Source organism: Desulfosalsimonas sp., assembly GCF_055149105.1.
In genome coordinates, this window is record NZ_JBSRLA010000017.1 from 17,383 (window position 1) to 36,229 (window position 18,847).

The 18,847-nt window shown below is 57.3% G+C and carries 14 protein-coding genes; 9 read left to right on the forward strand and 5 right to left on the reverse strand.

Features of this window, described 5'->3' with window-relative positions; all coding sequences use genetic code 11:
• The first annotated feature begins 45 nt into the window (after nucleotides 1-45).
• Together recN and ACTCIA_RS06035 are read left to right on the forward strand one after the other, a co-directional pair.
• Nucleotides 46-1,770, forward strand: a complete 1,725-nt coding sequence (gene recN, locus ACTCIA_RS06030) for a DNA repair protein RecN (protein ID WP_463000900.1) — start codon at nucleotides 46-48, stop codon at nucleotides 1,768-1,770.
• Nucleotides 1,771-1,961: 191 nt separating this feature from the next.
• Nucleotides 1,962-3,251, forward strand: coding sequence for a citrate synthase (locus ACTCIA_RS06035; RefSeq protein ID WP_463000901.1), 1,290 nt, complete (start codon nucleotides 1,962-1,964; stop codon nucleotides 3,249-3,251).
• Nucleotides 3,252-3,309: 58 nt separating this feature from the next.
• Here ACTCIA_RS06035 and ACTCIA_RS06040 read toward each other — a convergent pair whose 3' ends face one another.
• From ACTCIA_RS06040 to ACTCIA_RS06050, 3 genes are read right to left on the reverse strand one after another with little or no spacing between them, the layout of a single operon-like run.
• Nucleotides 3,310-4,764 carry an acetate--CoA ligase family protein gene (locus ACTCIA_RS06040; protein ID WP_463000902.1) on the reverse strand — a complete coding sequence of 485 codons (1,455 nt, stop codon included), beginning with the start codon at nucleotides 4,762-4,764 and terminating at the stop codon, nucleotides 3,310-3,312.
• Nucleotides 4,757-5,443 carry an acetate--CoA ligase family protein gene (locus ACTCIA_RS06045; protein ID WP_463000903.1) on the reverse strand — a complete coding sequence of 229 codons (687 nt, stop codon included), beginning with the start codon at nucleotides 5,441-5,443 and terminating at the stop codon, nucleotides 4,757-4,759. Before ACTCIA_RS06045 ends, ACTCIA_RS06040 begins: the two co-directional genes overlap by 8 nt.
• A 22-nt stretch (nucleotides 5,444-5,465) precedes the next feature.
• Nucleotides 5,466-6,437 carry an MBL fold metallo-hydrolase gene (locus ACTCIA_RS06050; RefSeq protein WP_463000904.1) on the reverse strand — a complete coding sequence of 324 codons (972 nt, stop codon included), beginning with the start codon at nucleotides 6,435-6,437 and terminating at the stop codon, nucleotides 5,466-5,468.
• Between the two features lie 192 nt (nucleotides 6,438-6,629).
• On the opposite strand from ACTCIA_RS06050, the gene ACTCIA_RS06055 reads away from it, so the two are divergent.
• The 3 genes from ACTCIA_RS06055 (at nucleotide 6,630) to ACTCIA_RS06065 (ending at nucleotide 13,008) form a co-directional block, all read left to right on the forward strand.
• Nucleotides 6,630-8,930: an NADP-dependent malic enzyme gene (locus ACTCIA_RS06055; protein WP_463000905.1), complete on the forward strand. Its 2,301-nt coding sequence runs from the start codon at nucleotides 6,630-6,632 to the stop codon at nucleotides 8,928-8,930.
• On the forward strand, nucleotides 8,914-11,358 hold the full coding sequence (gene priA / locus ACTCIA_RS06060) for a replication restart helicase PriA (RefSeq protein ID WP_463000906.1): 2,445 nt from the start codon (nucleotides 8,914-8,916) through the stop codon (nucleotides 11,356-11,358). The genes ACTCIA_RS06055 and priA overlap by 17 nt, the downstream gene beginning before the upstream one ends.
• A 192-nt stretch (nucleotides 11,359-11,550) precedes the next feature.
• Complete coding sequence (locus ACTCIA_RS06065) at nucleotides 11,551-13,008, forward strand: methyl-accepting chemotaxis protein (protein ID WP_463000907.1); 1,458 nt, start codon at nucleotides 11,551-11,553, stop codon at nucleotides 13,006-13,008.
• A gap of 7 nt (nucleotides 13,009-13,015) precedes the next feature.
• Here the strand turns inward: ACTCIA_RS06065 and ACTCIA_RS06070 are convergent, their stop codons facing one another.
• Together ACTCIA_RS06070 and ACTCIA_RS06075 are read right to left on the reverse strand one after the other, a co-directional pair.
• Entirely contained in the window at nucleotides 13,016-13,669 is a 654-nt protein-coding gene (locus tag ACTCIA_RS06070; RefSeq protein WP_463000908.1) for a lysophospholipid acyltransferase family protein, read from the reverse strand.
• Nucleotides 13,660-13,941, reverse strand: coding sequence for a hypothetical protein (locus tag ACTCIA_RS06075; RefSeq protein ID WP_463000909.1), 282 nt, complete (start codon nucleotides 13,939-13,941; stop codon nucleotides 13,660-13,662). Before ACTCIA_RS06075 ends, ACTCIA_RS06070 begins: the two co-directional genes overlap by 10 nt.
• Before the next feature lie 569 nt (nucleotides 13,942-14,510).
• Between ACTCIA_RS06075 and ACTCIA_RS06080 the strand changes: the two genes are divergently transcribed.
• From ACTCIA_RS06080 to ACTCIA_RS06095, 4 genes are all read left to right on the forward strand, one after another.
• Complete coding sequence (locus ACTCIA_RS06080; RefSeq protein WP_463000910.1) at nucleotides 14,511-15,092, forward strand: nucleotidyl transferase AbiEii/AbiGii toxin family protein; 582 nt, start codon at nucleotides 14,511-14,513, stop codon at nucleotides 15,090-15,092.
• Nucleotides 15,089-15,310, forward strand: coding sequence for a hypothetical protein (locus ACTCIA_RS06085; RefSeq protein ID WP_463000911.1), 222 nt, complete (start codon nucleotides 15,089-15,091; stop codon nucleotides 15,308-15,310). Before ACTCIA_RS06080 ends, ACTCIA_RS06085 begins: the two co-directional genes overlap by 4 nt.
• Nucleotides 15,311-15,412: 102 nt before the next feature.
• On the forward strand, nucleotides 15,413-17,650 hold the full coding sequence (locus tag ACTCIA_RS06090; protein WP_463000912.1) for a molybdopterin-containing oxidoreductase family protein: 2,238 nt from the start codon (nucleotides 15,413-15,415) through the stop codon (nucleotides 17,648-17,650).
• 18 nt (nucleotides 17,651-17,668) lie between these two features.
• A complete protein-coding gene (locus tag ACTCIA_RS06095) occupies nucleotides 17,669-18,838 on the forward strand; it encodes a DUF362 domain-containing protein (protein ID WP_463000913.1) in 1,170 nt (389 codons plus the stop codon).
• Nucleotides 18,839-18,847: the final 9 nt, after the last annotated feature.

The window sequence follows — 18,847 nt, forward strand, 5'->3', positions numbered from 1 at the left end:
TAAAAAAACAGAAGTCATGGTTTCATAAAAAACCCCAGGATGGATATGCTCCGGGAAATTGCAATTAAAAATTTTGCCATTATCGATGATCTTCGGATCCGCTTTGACCATGGCATGACCGTTTTAAGCGGCGAGACCGGGGCCGGCAAATCAATCATTATCCAGGCATTGAACCTGCTGCTGGGCAGCCGGGCGGATGCTTCCATGATCCGCACCGGCGCGGAATCCGCCGAGCTTGAAGCCCTGTTTGACATGGATACCCGGGGCCCGGCCGCAGCCGCCCTGGCCGACCAGGGCCACGAGCCCGGAGAGGAACTGGTAATCCGGCGGATATTGTCCAGAAACGACCGGCACCGGGTTTACATCAACGGCCGGCTGGCCACCATGAGCCTGCTGGCCCGGGTCACGGAAAACCTGGCCGGCATTTCCGGCCAGCACGAACACCAGCGACTTCTCCGGGAATCCGAACATCTGCGCATCCTCGATCAGCTTGCCGGCCTTGACGACCTGCAGCAGTTCCTTGCCGACTGCTACCATGAAATCACCCCAATGATCCGAAAGCTTGAAGAACTCCGGGCAAAGCGCAAACAACAGGCCGAGCGCATGGAGCTCATTTCTTTCCAGCAGCAGGAGATCGAAGCCGCAAACCTTGCCCCGGGCGAGGAAGACGAACTCAGAGAGCAGCTGGCCCGGCTGAAAAACGCGGAAAACCTGTTCCAGACCGCCGGCCAGGGGGTGGAAGAACTCTATGACCGCGACGGTGCGGTGTCCGAGCGGTTAAAAACCCTGCAAAAGGAACTGGAAAAAGCTGCTGCAATTGACTCCCGCCTCACCGAGCCCGCGGAAGCCGTGGCGGACGCGGCCCTGCGTTTAGAGGACACAGCGGAGTTTCTTCGACAGTACACAGACGGCATCGAATTTGACCCCGGGCGCATGGAGGAAATCGAAGCCCGCCTCGATACCATCAACAGGCTCAAGCGAAAGTACGGCGATTCCGTGGAAGAGATCCTCGAAACCCTGGCGGCGCTTGAAGACCAGCAGTCTGAGATTGAAGGCATTGAAGAGCAAATCTCCCAAACCGAATCCCGCCTGGCAGAGCTGCACCAGCGGCTGTCCGAGCTGACCCGGCGGTTATCGGAGAAACGAAAAACCGCGGCAGAAAATCTCGGCCGGCAAATGGATGCGCAGCTCAGGGCGTTGAAAATGGCCGACACCCGCTTCAGGGTCGATTTCCAGCCCGCCCCGGCTCAGGCCGAGACCCCGCAATGGCTGTGCGTGGACGGTTGCGCGGTATCTGAAAAAGGCGCAGAGCAGGCCAGATTCATGATCGCCCCCAACGTGGGCGAGGATTTAAAACCGCTTTCCAGGATCGCTTCCGGCGGCGAGCTGTCAAGAATCATCCTGGCCCTAAAGGCGCTGCTGGCTGATACGGAACCTGTTGAAACCATTGTTTTTGACGAGGTGGATGCAGGCGTCGGCGGAGAAGTCGCCGAGGTGGTCGGCCGGAAGCTGGCAGATCTGGCAGACCGCAACCAAGTGATCTGTATTACCCACCTGGCCCAGATCGCCCGCTTCGGCGACCATCACTACCGGATCACAAAGACGGTGGCCGACGGCCGCACCACCACCTGCATCCAGCCCCTTGACCCGTCAGACCGCATCGAGGAAACCGCCCGGATGATCAGCGGGCAGGCCATTACCGACACCACCCGGGCCCATGCCGCAGAAATGCTCAAATCCGGCCGCCGGGCCAGCGAGTCCTCCGGCTGAAATCACTCCGGCCCAAAATTGATGGTTTCGTAAAAATCTACCAATTAAACACTTGACGCTTTTTGAGCATTTGAAGTATATTTTGTTATTTTTCGTGTGGTCCCCTGATGCTGCAGACAGATTGCCGGCATCCATTTTCAGGCACAGACCCAAACACAAATGAATCCAGAAACAATCACGGGGTGGAAGCAATGACGGAATATGCAACCCTGACCATAAACGGTCAAACCATAGAACTGCCGATCATAGAGGGAACCGAGGGCGAACGGGCTGTGGACATCCGCCGGCTGCGTGCGGAAACCGGCTATATCAGCTTTGACCCGGGGTTTGCCAACACGGGCAGCTGCAAGAGCACCATCACCTACATGGACGGGGAAAAAGGGATACTGCGTTACCGGGGCATTCCAATCGAGGAACTGGCTGAGCATTCCTCGTTTGTGGAAACCTCCTATCTGCTGATAAACGGCGAACTGCCCACCCGCGACCAGCTAAACCGCACCAGTGTTCAGTTAAACGACCATTCCCTGGTCCACGAGGACATGCAGAACTTCTACCAGAACTTTCCCAGGGCCTCGCATCCCATGGGGATTTTGTCAGCCATGGTCAACGCCCTGAGAAGTTTTTATCCGGAGCTGCTGTATACCGATGAGGGATTCGAGGATACCTTTCTGCGGCTTTTGTCCAAGGTGCGCACCATGGCGGCCATGGCCCACAAGATCTCCCGGGGCCACAAGGTGGAATATCCCCGGCCGGATTACACCTATTGCGCCAATTTCCTGCACATGATGTTCAACACTCCGGTCAAGCCCTATATCGCAAGAAAAGAACTGGTCAAGGCCCTTAATGTTTTCTGGATTCTGCACGCAGACCATGAGCAGAACTGCTCCACCTCAGTGGTGCGAAGCGTGGGCAGCGCCCGGACCAATATCTATGCCTCGCTTTCAGCAGGGGTTTCCGCACTGTGGGGAGCGCTGCACGGCGGGGCCAACCAGGCCGTGATCCAAATGCTCACCGATATTCACGAGCAGGGGGTGTCGGTGAAAGACGTGGTCCGCCGGGCAAAGGACAAAAACGATCCCTTCCGGCTCATGGGATTCGGCCACCGGGTCTACAAGACATATGACCCCCGGGCCAGGATCCTGAAGAAATACGTCGATGAGGTGCTCGACAGGCTCAAGCTCCAGGACCCGCTGCTCAACATCGCCCTGGAACTCGAGGAAGTGGCGCTGAGCGACTCCTATTTTGTGGACTACAACCTGTATCCCAACGTGGATTTCTACAGCGGCATCCTGCTCAAGGCCATGCAGATTCCCACCAACATGTTCACGGTGATGTTTGCCATCGGCCGGCTGCCGGGCTGGATCGCCCAGTGGCAGGAAAACCTCATTGACCCGGAACAGCGCCTGACCCGGCCAAGACAGATCTATATCGGAAGCAACACCCGCCCCTACATCCCCATAGACGAGCGGCAAAAGGCATAAACATGCCTGCAGTCATCCGGCAGCAGATCAGCTGCCGGATGACCGCAGGGCCCGGCCGCTATTTTGAAATCTTTTCACAAAGCTGCACGTATTCATGCATGGCCCCAAGGGCCCGGGCCGCCCGGTTGGGTCCGGGAAGCACAGGGGCACCGGCTTCGTAGAGCTTGCGGATAAAATCGCTTTCAGCTGAATAATAGGAATAACCGATCCAGGGCTTGCCGGCATTGCGCATGGCATCGGCCAGCTGGCGGCTCTGATCACTGATAAACTGCGCGGCAACGGTTTTGGCCTCTTCCATGGACACGCCCATTGTTTCGGCCACCATCAGCACCATGCGCCGGGGCATCATCATGTATACCATCAGGGCATCCACATTGTTGTCTGCGATCAGCACGTTGGGAATGTCCACGAAATAATCCAGGTTCCGCTTGGTAAAGGTCAGGTCCACGGGATTGTTCATGCTGCCCGTGCTGGGAATGTATTCGGCCAGTTTCTCCCGGGTCTGATCTTCAATGGAAGGAAGTTCCAGGCCGTTTCTTGCGCATGCATCCGCGGCCACCGCACCCGGTCCGCCGGAATGGGTCTGGATGACCACCCGGTTGCCCCGGGGAAGGGCTGTTGTGCCCAGGCACCAGCAAATATCAAACATTTCCTCGATGGAATGGGCCCGGATCACCCCGCTTTGCCGGAACACCCCGTCATATACCCGGTCTGCACCGGCCAGGGCCCCGGTGTGCGACAGTCCGGCCCGGCCGCCGGCCTCGGTGCCGCCCACGTAATAAGCCACAACAGGCTTGTGCGGAACAATCTTTCTGGCCGCATCAATAAATTCCCGGCCCCGCCGGATGCTTTCGATATACAGGGCAATCACCCGGGTATCCGGGCATTTTGCCAGATACTCCAGGCAATCGACAATATCAACGCTGGCCTCGTTTCCCACGCTGAACCCGGTGGAAAACCCCAGGCTATAGCGGCCCAGATAATCAAACATCTGGGTGATGAAGCTGCCGCTCTGGGAGGCCATGCCGATAAATCCCGGGGAATGGTCGCAGGGCAGAAACGTGGCATTGAACTTGAAATGAGTGTTGACCGCCCCGATGCAGTTGGGCCCGAGAAAACGCATGTTGTGGCGGGCCGCGGCCTCGTTTAACTGCTTTTCCAGCGCCGCCCCCTCCGGGCCCACTTCCCTGAATCCGCCGGAAACCACAATGGCGTGGCCGATTCCTTTTTGCCCGCAGGCGTCCATTACCTCCGGCACCACCGGCGTGGGCAGCACAATGATGGCCAGATCCGGGGTTTCCGGAAGATCGAGCACAGACGAATACGCCTTGTGCCCCTGTACAGTCTCCTCCCTGGGGTGAACCGGATAGATGGCGCCATTATAACCCATCTGCTTGATCGAGGACAAAATCCCGGTGCCCATGGCGGTAGACTTGTTGGAAGCCCCGAAAATGGCAATGCTTCGGGGATTGGCGATCCGGTATAGCGGAGAATCCTCAATTCGGTCAATCATGGCTGCTTTCCTTTAACACCACCAGCGCGTCAACTGCCTTCAGACCGCCCTCGGGTGTGATAATCAATGGATTGATGTCAATTTCTGCGATATTTTCCTGTTCCAGTCCGATCCGGCCCAGGGCGCACAGATTTTTGGCCAGCTGATCCATGTCGGCTGCAGCCTCGCCCCGAAACGCATCAAAGACCTTTCCGGCGCGAAGCTCTGCTGCCATGTCCCTGGCTTCGGCCTCTTCAAACGGGGCGATCCGGAAGGCCGTGTCGTTGATCACCTCGGTGAGCACACCGCCCAAGCCCAGCATCACGCACGGGCCGAACTGGGGCTCCCTGTGCAGGCCCAGCACCAGCTCCCGCTTGCCGGACACCATTTCCTGGACCAGCACGGCTTCAAACCCGTCACCCAGTTTATTGGCAATGGCATCAAAAGCATCTGCCACACCCTGCTCGTCTGCGATGTTGACAAACACCACCCCGGATTCGGTCTTGTGCATGAGTTCGGCGCCCGAGCCCTTGACAACAACCGGAAACCCGATCTGCCGGGCGGCCTCAACGGCCGCGTCCCGGCCTGATGCCAGCTGCTCCCGTGTGACCGCAATGCCGTGGTCAGCGAGCAGCCGCTTTGCGTCATATTCGGAAAGGGCCCGCCGGCCTGCGGCCAGGGCCTGATCAATGATTTCCATGGCTCAAATTTCCTTGTCTTGTTTATGCGGGTTCATACAAAATCACCGGCTTTTGCTGTGCCCGCCGGATTCGCTTCTGTATTTCCAGATAACGCAGGTGGGAAATGGCCTCTCCTGTGGCAAACCATTTCTGGGCCACAGGGAAATCCGCCCAGCTTTTGGCGGTCAAATCCCATGTCATCTGCGAGGCCACTTCAAAGGCGTTTTGGGGGCCGGCCTTCTCCAGTATCTCCACCACCTCCTCCAGACGCCGGCCGTGATGGGCCTTTAACTCGTCAATACGCCCGGCAAACTGATCAAACAGATGCCTGTGACCCGGCAGGGCGCGGCTGACCTCAAGATCGCGCACCTTGTCAAGGCTGGCCAGATAATCGCCCAGGGGATCGTCCGTATCTGACCAGCACTGGATATTGGGGGTAATATTGTAGAGCACGTGGTCGCCTGCAATAAAAATCTTTTTCTCCGGCTCATACAAACAGGTATGCCCCTTTGTATGGCCCGGGGTCTGGATGCAGGTAAAAGCGTAATCGCCCACGGTGAGGGGCTGGCCGTCTTCAATCAGGTTCATAAACGGCATCCAGCCGGTGCCGTACTTAAAGCCCGGGTGCTGGTTCAGGGCGTTTCTCAGCTCCTGTTCGGGAAATCCGCTCTGGCCGCCATAGGCAATCATGGGCTCAAAGCCCTGCCAGTTTTCAATGAGTTCACTGTCTGGCCGGTTGAAATAAATCCGGGTATTTTCACCGGCAAGCTCGGGCACCAGCCCGAAATGATCCGCATGCAGATGGGTGATAAAAAGGTCAATGGAATCGACGGCAACGCCGATTTCATCCAGGCCCTCGAGCATGGCCCTTTTGCACACATCCCGGTTTAAACCGGTGTCAATGACAAGATTTCGATCCCCGCCTTTGATCACATACGAATTTAAATATTTCAGCGGGCTTTCGGGCAGCGGAATGTGAATGCGATAAAGCCCGGGATACAACTGCTCGGCCATTTGGGGTTTCCTTTTTTGGGGGTCCGGAAATAAAACGAACGCTCACTCGTTTTTTACAAAAATTCATTCTACTCCTTAAAAAATATTTTTCAAGCCCTAAGACAAGAGTCCCCCGGTTGACACACCAGGGATTTTGGATATAGTTATGTTTATTGCGCCATACCCTTAACCCATCAAAGGAAGCTGTTGACAATGCCCACTGATGAAGAAATTCTTGAATACCACAACAAGCCCAGGCCCGGCAAAATCGAGGTGGTGCCCACAAAACCCTGCATGTCCCAGGGCGATCTCTGCCTTGCCTATACACCGGGCGTGGCCCTGCCGTGCGTCAAAATCCAGAAAGACCCGGATTTGGCCTATGATTACACGGACAAGGCCAACCTTGTGGGCGTGATCACAAACGGCACCGCTGTACTGGGCCTGGGCAATATCGGGGCCCTTGCCGGAAAACCGGTCATGGAGGGCAAGGCGGTATTGTTTAAGCGCTTTGCCGACCTGGATGTATTTGATATCGAGATCAAAACCGAGGACCCGGACGAATTTATCCAGACCGTCCGGCTGCTGGAGCCCACATTCGGGGGCATAAACCTCGAGGACATCAAGGCCCCGGACTGTTTTTACATCGAAGACACCCTGCGCCGGGAGATGAACATTCCGGTTTTCCACGACGACCAGCACGGAACCGCCATTATTTCCGGGGCTGCGCTGATCAACGCCTGCCGCCTGACCGGCCGGGAGCCCGAAGATCTGAAAGTGGTGGTAAACGGCGCAGGTGCGGCCGCCATTGCCACGGCCCGGATGTATGTATCCCTGGGGGTGAAAAAGGAAAACATCATTTTCGTGGATTCCCGGGGTGTGATCTACCAGGGCCGCAAGCAGGGCATGAATCCCTACAAGGAGGAATTTGCCGCTGCCACGGACAAGCGCACCCTGGCTGATGCAGCCCGGGGCGCCGACGTTTTGCTGGGCCTTTCGGTGGAAGGGGCCTTTACAACAGATCTGCTGCGGCTGTTAAACAAAAACCCCATCATATTCGCCCTGGCCAATCCGGAGCCGGAAATCGGCTATTACGAAGCCAAAGAGGTCCGGCCGGATGCCATTATTGCCACGGGCAGATCCGACTATCCCAACCAGGTCAACAACGTGCTGGGATTTCCCTATATTTTCCGGGGCGCCCTGGATGTGCGCGCATCGGCCATCAACGAGGAAATGAAACTGGCCGCGGTCCACGCCCTGGCCAAACTGCCCCGGGAGGATGTGCCCGACTCGGTGATCCGGGCCTACGGGGGCACGGCTCTGACCTTCGGGCCCGACTATATCATCCCCAAGCCCCTGGATTCCAGGGTGCTTTTGAAAATCACCCCGGCCGTGGCCCGGGCCGCTGTTGAAACCGGGGTGGCGCGCACACAGATCAGCGATCCGGGCGCCTATATCCAGGCTTTGGAGGCCCGCCTGGGACCGGAACGCGAAATCATGCGCAAGATCATCACCCGGGCCCAGCAGAACCCCAAGCGGATCGTGCTGCCCGAAGGCGACCATCCCGTGATCTTAAGAGCTGCTCATCACGCTGCAAGCGAAGGCATCGTTCGGCCCATTCTGCTCGGCCGTCACGAGGAGATAAAGGACCTGGCCCGGAAGATCCATGTGCCTCTGGACGGCATTGAAATCATTGACCCGATGCAAAGCCCCCTGTTTGACGAGTATGTGGGCAAACTGCACCAAATGCGGGCGCGCAAGGGATGGGGACCGGCTGAAACCCGCCATCAGCTGAAAAACCGGTTCGTGTTCGGGGCCATGATGGTCCATGAAGGCATGGTCGACGGCCAGGTCCACGGCATCAGCCGGTCATATCCGGACGCCATCCGGCCGGTGCTCCAGGTGATCTCCCGGCGGCCCGGTGTCAGCAAGGTGTCCGGGGTTTATCTGATGGTCTTCCGGGACCGGATACTGATGTTTGCCGACGCCACGGTCAACATCAACCCCACATCCGAAGATCTTGCCGAAATCGCGCTGCTGACCGCGGAAATGGCCCGGTTTTTCGACATCAACCCCAGAATCGCCATGCTTTCGTTTTCCAACTTCGGCGACACCCGCCACCCGGATGCCCGGCGGGTGGAAAAAGCCGTGGAAATCGCCATGAAGCGGGACCCGTCGCTGACCATTGACGGCGAGATGCAGGCGGATACGGCAGTGGTATCCGAGGTCCTAAACCAGCACTACCCGTTCAACCGCCTGGGCGCGCCCGCCAATGTGCTCATATTCCCGGAGCTGGCATCCGGCAACATCGCCTACAAACTCATGCAGCGCCTGGGCGGGGCCAAGGCCGTGGGACCCCTTTTGATGGGCATCAGCAGGCCGTTTAACGTGGTCCAGCGCGATACAGACATGGAAAACGTGGTCAACGTCATGGCCATTACCGTGGCCCAGGCCCAGGAATTTGAGCGCAAGCAGCAGAAAAAAGCCTCGGTCTTCGCCCATGCCGACCCGGCCTAGACAGGTTGAAGTGGCCGTGGCCATGCCGGTATTCGGCACCTATACCTACCAGGTGCCGCCGGCCGCAGAAGGCCTGGTGGAAGCCGGCAAACGCGTGCTTGTGCCCTTTGGCTCCCGCCGGATCACGGGCTATGTGCTGGGAGATGACAGCCGGGATACCGCGGATAACCTAAAGCCCATAGACGATGTCATAGATGACGACACCCCGCTGTTTCCGGCTGAAATGATCCCGTTTTTCCGCTGGATTGCCGACTATTACATCCATCCCATCGGCGAGGTCATCTCAGACGCCCTGCCCGGGGGCATCAACCCATCGGAATACGCGGTTTTTTCGCCCACTGCACAGGGCCGCCGGGCCCTGGAACAAAACACCCTGGCCGATTGCGAGCACAAAGTCCTGGCCCGGCTTACTGAAAAAGCCTGCAGATGGGCGGCACTTTGCAAAAACACCGGTGAAGACATTCCCCGCAGCCTTTTGGAAAAAATGCGCCGGCAGGGATTGATTGAAAAACAGCACCAGCTCCAGCGGCAGGCCGTGCGCACCAAGACCGAGCGCTGTGCCGCCCTGGCCGATACATGTGCGGATGAATCGGGCCTGTCTGAACCCAAAGTCAAAATTATCGGCCATCTGCGCGCCCACGGCCAAACCCCGGTGGCCGCCCTGAAAAAAATCGTCCCAACGGCTGCCGCACATGTGCGCGACCTGGCCAAAAAGAAAATTGTCTGCATTGTGGAGCAGGAGGTTTACCGCGACCCGTTTGGCGATCCCGTGACCCCGGACACCCCGCCCCGGCTCACCGGCGAACAGCAGCGGGTGGTGCGGGAAGCGGCAGAGGCCGTTACATCCGGATTCTGCACCTATCTGTTGGCGGGCGTGACCGGATCAGGCAAAACCGAGGTCTACATGCACATTGCCGCCCATGCCCTGGAGCACAACCGCACAGCCCTGGTCCTGGTACCGGAAATCGCCCTGATCTCGGAGATCGAACGCCGGTTCCGGGCCCGGTTCGGCGCCCGGGTGGCGGTGCTGCACTCCGGGCTGTCGGCAGGCGAGCGCTTTGACCAGTGGATGCGCATTGCCAGGGGCGAGGCACCGGTGGTCATCGGCGCCCGCTCTGCGGTGTTTGCCCCCTTGACCCGACCCGGTGTCATTATCGTGGACGAAGAGCACGACACCTCCTATAAGCAGGAAGGCCGGCTGCACTACAACGCCCGGGACATGGCCGTGGTCCGGGCCAAGCTGGCGGACGGGGCTGTGGTGCTCGGATCGGCCACCCCCTCGGTGCAGTCGGTGTATAACGTGGCCGCCGGAAAATTCCGCGAACTCAACCTCACCCGGCGCATCCACCGCCAGGCCATGCCCGGGGTGGCGGTGGTGGATCTCCGGCAGCACAGGGGACTAAAAGGCGCACGCCGGTTTATCACCCCGCCCCTGGAAGAGGAAATCCGGGCCACCCTTGGCCGGGGCGAGCAGGTGCTCCTGTTTTTAAACCGCCGGGGCTTTGCCAGCTACCCGGTGTGCGCCCAGTGCGGCGAGGCCCTGAAATGCCGGCACTGTGATATCACCCTGACGCTTCACAAAAAAGCCAACATCTACAAATGCCACATGTGCGGCTATTTCCGGGCCGCCATTGCCAAGTGCGACACCTGCGGCTCGGCTTCGATCAAACAGCTGGGCACGGGCACGGAAAAGCTTGAGGACGCGGTGGCCGCCCTTTTTCCGGAAGCCCGGGTGGCGCGCATGGACAAGGATACCATCAACCGCAGGGGCGCTTTGCTCAAAATCCTCAAGGAACTGCGTGAACAGAAAATCGATATTCTGGTGGGCACCCAGATGGTGGCCAAGGGCCATGATTTTCCCAACATCACCCTGGTGGGCATCATCTGTGCGGATCTTTCCCTGTCGTTTCCGGATTTCCGGGCCGGGGAGATGACCTTCCAGGTCCTGGCCCAGGTGGCCGGCCGGGCCGGCCGGGGCACGGCCCCGGGAAAAGTGGTGCTCCAGACCTACAGTCCGGATCATTTTGCCATCGAGGCCGCCCGGGCCCAGGATTTCATGTCCTTTTACAACCGGGAGATCAAATTCAGAAAATCCCTCCAATACCCGCCCTTTGCCCGCATGACCCAGCTCAAAATCTCCGGACGGGACAAAGCCAAAACCCGGCAGCAGGCAGAAGACCTCGGCCGCATGTGCCAGCAGATTCAAAACAGCGGTGATCCGAACTTAAAACAGGTCCAGGTCCTCGGCCCCATTGAGGCCCCGGTCACCCGCATTGCCGGCCGCTACCGCTGGCAGATCCTGCTAAAGGCCCCGGAAGCCGGCCCTGTCCGGAAAATGCTAAACCTTTTGCGCACCCAGAACCCTTCGGCCTTCCCTGGCCGCGACGTTCACACCGCCATTGACGTGGATCCCTTTTTCATGATGTAGGCCCGCCGGGCCCGCCCCACAACCGGCAAAGAAAAAATCGCCTGCCCCATTAAACATCTGCCCAAACGCACCGAAAGGTAAAAACAGAACCGGTGACGGGTTGGAAAAATTCCCGATTCCCGACAGCGCGTTTTTGCATGAACAACATTGTTGTTTAAAAACAATGTTTACAATGACACACAGGAGGCAGCAATGAGATCCATCCGGCAAATGAGTCTGAATGCCAAAATTATCGCCATATCCGTGATTCCCGTGCTTGTGGTGGCCCTTGTTTTATGGGTTGTCAGCAGCCGGTCCCTGGAAAAAAGCATTTACACTGAAAAAAAAGAAAAAACCGGAGAACTGGCGGAAGTCGGTCTTTCGGTCTTAAAAAACTTTCATGAAAAGCAGCAGTCCGGAGAAATGTCGCGACAGGAGGCCCAGGAGCACGCAAAGGAGACCGTGCGCACCATCCGCTACGGCCCGAAAATGAAGGATTACTTTTGGATCCAGGATTTCAGCCCGCGCATTGTCATGCATCCGTTCAGCCCGGACCTGGAAGGAAAGAATGTTTCTGATATCACGGATCCTGACGGGCGCAACCTTTTTGTAGAATTCGCAAAAATGGCAAAACAGGAAGGCGCCGGCCATGTGCCCTACAAATGGCAGTATTATGACAACGAAGGGCAAATCGAGCCGAAATTGTCCTATGTGGCGGAATTCAAACCCTGGGGCTGGATCATCGGCACGGGCGTCTACGTTGAAAGCATTCAAAAAGACATAGCGGCCCAGACAAGGCTGCTGATGCTGATTTCCCTGGCCCTTGCCGGCATATCCATTGCAGTTGCCTTTTTCTTCAGCCGCCGGACCAGCCGGACGCTGGCCGGAATCGTCGAAGGCCTGGGCAAAAGCTCCGAGCAGGTGGCCTCTGCCTCCGGCCAGATTGCCTCATCGAGCCAGTCCCAGGCTGAAGGCTCAAGCGAGCAGGCTTCAAGCCTGGAGCAGACCTCGGCATCCCTGGAGCAGATCGCCGCACAGACCCGGCAGAATGCAGACAATGCTGAAATGGCCGACGGGGCGGTCAAGGAGACGGCATCTGCGGTTGACTCCGGCGTTGCCTCCATGCAGCGAATGAACACGGCCATAAACGAAATAAAAGAGTCTTCCAATGAGACGTCTAAAATCATCAAAACCATTGACGACATCGCATTTCAGACCAATCTGCTGGCATTAAACGCCGCTGTTGAGGCCGCCAGGGCCGGGGAAGCCGGCAAGGGCTTTGCCGTGGTGGCCGAAGAGGTCAGAAACCTGGCCCAGCGAAGTGCCGAGGCGGCCAGCAACACCTCCCGGCTCATTGAGCAGTCCCAGCAGAACGCAGGCAACGGCGTGAACGTGGCAGAAGAAGTGGCCGCCCAGCTCAATTCCATCAAGGAAAGCTCCGGCAAGGTCAACACCCTCATCGGCGAGATTGCCGCAGCATCAAAGGAGCAGTCCCAGGGCATCGAGCAGGTCAACACCGGGGTTTCGGAAATGGACAAGGTGGTTCAGCAAAACGCGGCCAATTCCGAGGAGTCGGCCAGCGCGGCCCAAGAGCTTTCCTCCCAGGCCGCGGAACTCGAGCAGATGGTGGCCCAACTGCAGGCCGTGGTGGGCGGCAAAAGCACCCGATGATTTGGGTTTAGCGCACCAGCCCCGGGCGCATACGGTCTTCAAGGGATTTGCGCCAGGCTTCAAGCCCGGCCGTATCGGTTGTGCGCGGAATCTGCGGGAGCATGTCGCCAAAGCGGATCCGCACCCGGGACAACGGTTTGGGCACAAAAAACCGGTCCCAGGAGTTAAAGCTCCATTTGGCGTCAGCTTCCACATACACTGGCACCAGCCGCGCCCCGCTGTCCATGGCGATTTTGACGGCCCCGTTTTTCACCACTCCGGCCGGGCCCCTGGGGCCGTCTAAAATATGGGCCCCGAGCCGGTTTTCCTGCAAATGCCGGATCATCCGGGACATGGCCGTGCGCCCGCCCCTGGAAGAAGAGCCGCGCACCGTGTGCCATCCCGTGTAATTGGCCACCGCTGCAATCATCTCCCCGTCCCGGCTTCGGCTGATCATCAGCCCGGGCCGGTATTTCGCATAGGCTTTAAAGGGCCGGATCAGGGAGAAAAACTGCTGGTGCCAGACGCAGAGCAGCACCTTCCCCCCGGCCTCAACATGCTGCTGCCAGGGCGCCTCATTGACCACCCGCATCCGGAAACCGGCCGAATATATCCGGATAAACCGGTAGACCAGGTATGCAAAGCGTTTTGAGTAAAGCAGTTTTTTGGTATTTATGCCCATATCCGTTCCTTCCCGATGCCTCTGCAGGCCTGCATGGTTTCTGCCGCAATTTTTGCTTTCATTTTCCGACCATACCCGCTTTTGCCCAAACCGTCAAGGGTTGTGCCGGCTCTGGTCACTTCCCGACGGGCGGCATCCTGCATCGGCTTTGGCTCAAAAAAGGAAGAAATCATTTCCAATCTATTGCATTGTGGCATCATTGCCGGTAAACTTGTTTCATGTTTCGGTTTTAAAAAATTGATATGCTTGTAAAAGATCTTTTTTACAGGCAATTTTAAGTGATTAAGTGTTAAATATTAAATAAAATCAAAATGTTATTTGACAAATATACCAGTTTTAGAACTTCTAATAACATCAAAAAAGTTGCCGTTAGTGCTTGGTTCTATAATTTTCGCATGATGCCGACCCGGTGGCGGATTGCTCCCTGCTGACCGCTTGCGCGCTCAATGCGACTCGCAAACCACCCCCGGGCCGGCATCATGGCCGACTGTGTGCAAAGTTTCACACCAAGGGAGTGGGAAGGAACACATCCAAGTCTTAAAAGAGTCGTTTTCATGCCCGGTCCCGTGGGCTGGCCCGGCAAGAACCCTTCCAAGGATGTCCAGGGGCGGGGTCGGTTTTTGAAGGGACATTGATCGTTTTTGCGTAAAGATTCCAAATCGTTTGAGGAAGGCAGGGCGAGTTTGTCAATTTTAAGCAAAGGTATTTGATCAATCCGCAAAAACGATCAGGAGCGAAAAAGCCGGCGCCGACCGCAGGACATCCTTCCTGACAAACAGCGGACGCGGTAAAAAGCTTTTTACGGTGCCATCAAGATTTATACGAGAAAAACAGGTTTCTGATGACCGCTTCCAGGCTGCAAAAAATATTATCCATTCTCCATAAGAACTTGTCCGAACAAAGGGTACGGCATGCACTTATCGGGGCAATGGCATTGTCATTGTACGGAATCCCCCGGTATACCGCAGATATCGATCTGCTGGCTGAACAAAAAAACCGAAACACCATCAAAACCTTGATGAGCACCCTTGGGTTTGAATGCTTCCAAGATACAGAGGCTTTTGCCCAGTTTGATTCAGAAATGGGGGTGTACGGCAAAGTCGATTTCATGTTTGTCCACACACCTGAAGGTGCAGAAATACTTGAAAGCGCGGTTATTGTCGAAGATGAATATCTAGGCCCAATGCCGGTGATTCAGCCGACCGATTATGCTGTTTTAAAACTCATGGCCATTGCCAATCAACCGGACCGAAAATATCAGGATATAGCTGATTTGCAAGCCCTTCTGAAGGCGGGTGCAGCTGGGTTCATCTCCTCTGTTTTTCATCCTGTTGACACGACCCGTCTGCTGCGGTTTGCAAAACGCTTTGGCGTAGTTGAGGAGCTAAACCCTTTATTGCCTTTTGCCAGGGGTGAAAAATGAATTCCGACAAACAACCGACAATGTATTGCAGCATTGCCAACCATAAAAGAATCAAAACCGATCGGGCCATGATTATGGAAATGATCGAGGCTTCCATGGAAAAAGCCCGGGAAAAAGGCCCGCATCCCTTGACCCCCGGATGCAATTGTATGACCTGCGTTATTGCAAAAAAGCGCATCCTGTATCCCGGCTCCGGCCCCTGGCCCCACCGGCTGTGACATTGCCATAAAAACAAAGAAATAAACACAATGGTATTTGACCGCCTGCTGAAATCCGGCCCGTCTTGTCACGGCCAATCATAACCAAAAGGAGAGAAACCCATGGGAAAATGGCATAAAACCGGATGTGTGCTGTGCGCCCAGAACTGCGGGCTGGAACTGCAGGTGGAAAACGGCCGCATCGTGCGGGCCCGGCCGGACAAGGACAACCCCCGCAGCCGGGGTTATGTGTGCCGCAAAGGCCTGAATATCGCCTATCACCAGTATCCCAAAGACCGCGTCACCGAGCCCCTGAAAAAGGTCAACAACCGGTTCGAGCCTGTCACCTGGGACCGGGCCGTGGGCGAAATCGCCGAAAAAATGCAGACCATTGCCGAAAAACACGGCCCGCAAAGCCTTGCCTACATGGGCGGAAGCGCCCAGGGCGGTCACATGGAGGCCACCTTCGGCCTTACCTGGCTGCGGGCCATGGGCTCGCAGTATTATTATTCATCCGCCGGCCAGGAATTTTCAGACGCATGGTGGCTTTTTGGCCGGATACTGGGCAAGCAGTACAACCTGGCCATCCCGGATGAGCATGCAACCGAGATGCTCGTGGCCTGGGGCTGGAACGGCATGGAAAGCCACCAAATGCCCCGGGCCAGAAAAACCCTCACGGAAATCTCCCGGGATCCGGATAAAATCCTTGTGGCCGTGGATCCCCGCAAAAGCGAAACCGCTGCTGCCGCAAACATCCATCTGCCGGTGCGGCCCGGGACCGATGCCCTGCTGCTAAAAGCCATGATCGCCATTATCGTAAGCAATGGCTGGGAAAAATCCGATTATATCCAAAATCACGTGGAGGGCTGGAACCGGATTCGGCCCTGGTTTGAAGATTTTGATGACAAAGCAGCCATTTCCGCCTGTGAACTGGAATTTGAGCCGGTTTACGAGCTGTGCCGCCTCATGGTATCGAAAAAATGGTGCGTGCACCCGGACCTGGGACTTTACATGGGCCGGAAAAACGTTTTGAGCCTTTATTTTCTCATGATCCTGGAAGCAGTGTGCGGCAATTTCATGGTCCGGGGCGGAAACGTCATTCCCGGATTTATCGTACCCATGGGATTTCATGCAGATGAAAGAAACCCCAAAACCTGGCGCACGGCCGCAACCCACATGCCGCCTGCGGCCGCCGGCTCCTTTCCCCCGGCAGTGATGCCCGAGGAAATCCTCTCCGGACAGGCCGACCGGCTTCGGGCCGTGTATGTCAGCGCGGTCAACCCCCTGCGCTCCTATCCCGACACCCGGGCCTATGAAAAAGCCTTTTCCAGCCTGGACCTGCTGGTGGTAAACGACATTGTCATGAGCGAAACCGCCCGGTTTGCCCATTATGTGCTGCCCTGCCGGAGTTTTTACGAATCCTGGGACACCTCCTTTTTCCCCAACACCTTCCCTGAAGTGTTTTTGCAGGTGCGCCGGCCGGTGGTCCAGCCCCCGGGATCATGCCTGGAGTCCTCCCAGATCACCACCATGATCGCCGACCGGATGGGCCTGATTCCCCAAATCCCGGATTCCCTCTACCAGGCCGCCGCAGGTTCCCGGCTGGACTTCGGCGCCCGGCTCATGGAGTGGGCGGGCAAAGAACCCGCGGCCATGGCCGCCATGCCCTTTGTGCTGGCCAAAACCCTGGGCCGCCAGTGGGATTCCGCGGCCCTGGCCGCCATCTGGGGACTTTTGATGACCGCGCCCAAAGCATTCCGGAAAAACGCAGCACGGGCGGGATTTGAACCCGGACCGGATCAGGGGGACCGGATTTTTCAGGCGCTGCTCGACCACCCCGAGGGTTTATGGGCGGGGATCGCAGACCCGGATGAAAACATGGACATGCTCAAAACCCAATCCGGAAAACTCGAAATTTTTGTGCCTGAGCTGGAAGATCCGGCAAAGACCCTGGCACCTGAAGCGGAAAAAGCAGAACTCCGCATGCCGCCGGACTTCCCCCTGATCCTGCATGCGGGCCGGCATTTTGACTGCAACGCCAACACCCTCATGCGAAATCCCGAATGGAACAAAAGCAAACGCGACTGCACCGTGGCAGTGCATCCCGATGATGCCGAAGCACTGGGACTGGAAGACGGCCGGCAGGTGGAAATCACCACAGCAGCGGGCTCGGTTCGGGGGCCATTGCAGATCAGCAAACAGGTACGGCCGGGCATGGTGATCATCCCCCACGGTTTCGGCCTCCAATACGGGGATGAGACCCATGGCATCAACGTCAACGCGCTGACGCAAAACACCCACCGCAGCGACCTGGGCACCCCGATCCACAGGTTTGTGCCCTGCAGACTGACTGCGGTTTAATGATGACAAGGAAAAATCATGTCGCTTGTATCCCTTGTTGAGTGCAGCAGTTACGAAAAAGAGGCAATCCGGGGGGCCATTGAGGACAGCCTTTCTTTGATCCGGTTTTCACCCGCGGATTTCAAGGGCTCCCGGGTGGCTGTAAAGCCCAACCTGCTCACCGTGGCAGACGATGACAGCGGAGTGATCACCCATCCGGAATTTTTCCGGGCCGCGGTGAAAATTGTCAAAGACAACGGCGGCACCCCGGTATTGGTGGAGTCACCGGCCGTGCATTCCCTGGACCGTGTGGTCAGGAAAACCGGCTACGGAGAAGTGCTCGAACAGGAAGGGATTTTGACCGCGGATCCTTCAGATGTAGAGACCCTGCATTTTGACGGCGCCCGGCGATATCCCCACATTGATATCGCCAGGGCCTATTTTGACGCGGATTTGATCCTGTGCCTGCCCAAATTCAAAACCCACGGCATCACCGGCATTACCGGCGCGGTCAAGCTGTTGTTCGGGGCCATGGCCGGCATGGAAAAATCCAAGATGCACCTGCGCCTGCCCCGGCATTCGGATTTTGCCGATTTTCTGCTCGATCTTTACGGTGCCATGAATTTTGGATTTGTTCCGCCCAAACCCCTGGTTCACGTCATGGACGCGGTCTGCGCCCTGGAAGGCGAGGGCCCGGGCCGGGGCGGCCGACCCAGGCAGCTAAACACGGTGCTTGCCGGCACAGACGGCATTGCCGTGGACTATGCGGCTACCCAAGTGGCGGGCATGGATTTCAGAAACATCCCCACCATTGTCAACGGTTTTGACAGGGGCTGGGGCGCAAAATCGGCCAAAGACATTGACCTTGTGGGCGAACCCCCGGAAAACCTGCAGGTTGCCGACTTTGTGCCGGCAACCGGGGACTCGCTGTTTTCAAACGCATTTCGATGGCCGTTAAACACCCGCACCTTTAAAAACCTGTGCGTAGAGCGGCCCGTGCCAAGTGCGGATTTATGCACCGGCTGCCTTGAGTGCATAAAAATCTGCCCGGCCGGCGCCATCAGGCCGCCCCAAAGGAAAAAGGCCGTTCCCGCCTACGATTACGGCGCCTGTATCCGCTGCTACTGCTGCGTGGAAATCTGTCCGGAAGGGGCCCTGGAAAAGAAGCCGGGCCGGCTTCAGTGGATGTTTGACCGAATGGGCAGGTGATTCCGGACC

Coding starts and splice junctions, on each gene's coding strand:
- ACTCIA_RS06085 (WP_463000911.1), top strand. CDS start 15,089: ATGAATTCCGACAAACAACCGACAATGTATTGCAGCATTGCCAACCAT.
- priA (WP_463000906.1), top strand. CDS start 8,914: ATGCCGACCCGGCCTAGACAGGTTGAAGTGGCCGTGGCCATGCCGGTA.
- ACTCIA_RS06040 (WP_463000902.1), bottom strand. CDS start 4,764: ATGATTGACCGAATTGAGGATTCTCCGCTATACCGGATCGCCAATCCC.
- recN (WP_463000900.1), top strand. CDS start 46: ATGCTCCGGGAAATTGCAATTAAAAATTTTGCCATTATCGATGATCTT.
- ACTCIA_RS06090 (WP_463000912.1), top strand. CDS start 15,413: ATGGGAAAATGGCATAAAACCGGATGTGTGCTGTGCGCCCAGAACTGC.
- ACTCIA_RS06070 (WP_463000908.1), bottom strand. CDS start 13,669: ATGGGCATAAATACCAAAAAACTGCTTTACTCAAAACGCTTTGCATAC.
- ACTCIA_RS06045 (WP_463000903.1), bottom strand. CDS start 5,443: ATGGAAATCATTGATCAGGCCCTGGCCGCAGGCCGGCGGGCCCTTTCC.
- ACTCIA_RS06065 (WP_463000907.1), top strand. CDS start 11,551: ATGAGATCCATCCGGCAAATGAGTCTGAATGCCAAAATTATCGCCATA.
- ACTCIA_RS06095 (WP_463000913.1), top strand. CDS start 17,669: ATGTCGCTTGTATCCCTTGTTGAGTGCAGCAGTTACGAAAAAGAGGCA.
- ACTCIA_RS06055 (WP_463000905.1), top strand. CDS start 6,630: ATGCCCACTGATGAAGAAATTCTTGAATACCACAACAAGCCCAGGCCC.
- ACTCIA_RS06050 (WP_463000904.1), bottom strand. CDS start 6,437: ATGGCCGAGCAGTTGTATCCCGGGCTTTATCGCATTCACATTCCGCTG.
- ACTCIA_RS06080 (WP_463000910.1), top strand. CDS start 14,511: ATGACCGCTTCCAGGCTGCAAAAAATATTATCCATTCTCCATAAGAAC.
- ACTCIA_RS06035 (WP_463000901.1), top strand. CDS start 1,962: ATGACGGAATATGCAACCCTGACCATAAACGGTCAAACCATAGAACTG.